Source organism: Spirulina sp. CCY15215 (genome assembly GCF_016888125.1).
Classification (GTDB): Bacteria; Cyanobacteriota; Cyanobacteriia; order Cyanobacteriales; family Spirulinaceae; genus CCY15215.
Map to the genome: position 1 here is coordinate 1 of NZ_JACSWA010000157.1, position 463 is coordinate 463.

Annotated in this window: 1 protein-coding gene; it reads right to left on the reverse strand. The window is 49.7% G+C overall.

The features are described 5' to 3' along the window. Positions 1–463 (reverse strand): CHAT domain-containing protein (locus JUI58_RS00755; RefSeq protein WP_204101839.1); only part of this gene is annotated, 463 nt, incomplete at both ends.

A 463-nucleotide genomic window follows, 5' to 3' on the forward strand; every position in this document is an offset into this window, starting at 1 on the left:
CCGTCTGACAAGCACTGAGAACCACTAACTCGGCATTGAGATCGAGGTTATAGATATCTTGCAGCCGCAATAGTCCATCTTGACTGTTGCCTTTTTCGTCGTAAAGTGAGAAAACTAAGCCAGAACGCAAAGGATCGTCATTAATACAACCGTGGGTAGCGAGGTGCAGAATTTGATATTGAGAGAGATTGCTATTGAGGGCTTGAGATCGGTTGGCAGAGAAATCGAGGGCAAGGAATTTTTGGTCATCGGGAACTAAAGCGAGGATGTTTTCAGCTTCGGTGCGGGTGTGTTGGAGGCGATCAAAGAACGTGCAACCTTGGCGTTTATTGTCGTTGTCACTCTGGGGTTGACCCCCAAAACCCGTGAGGAGATTTTCAGAAGTGGTGTCACTGGCGTTCTCACAGGGCGGCGTGCGATCGTCTCGACAGGAAAAGACAGGATCGGCAAGGACGGCGATCTG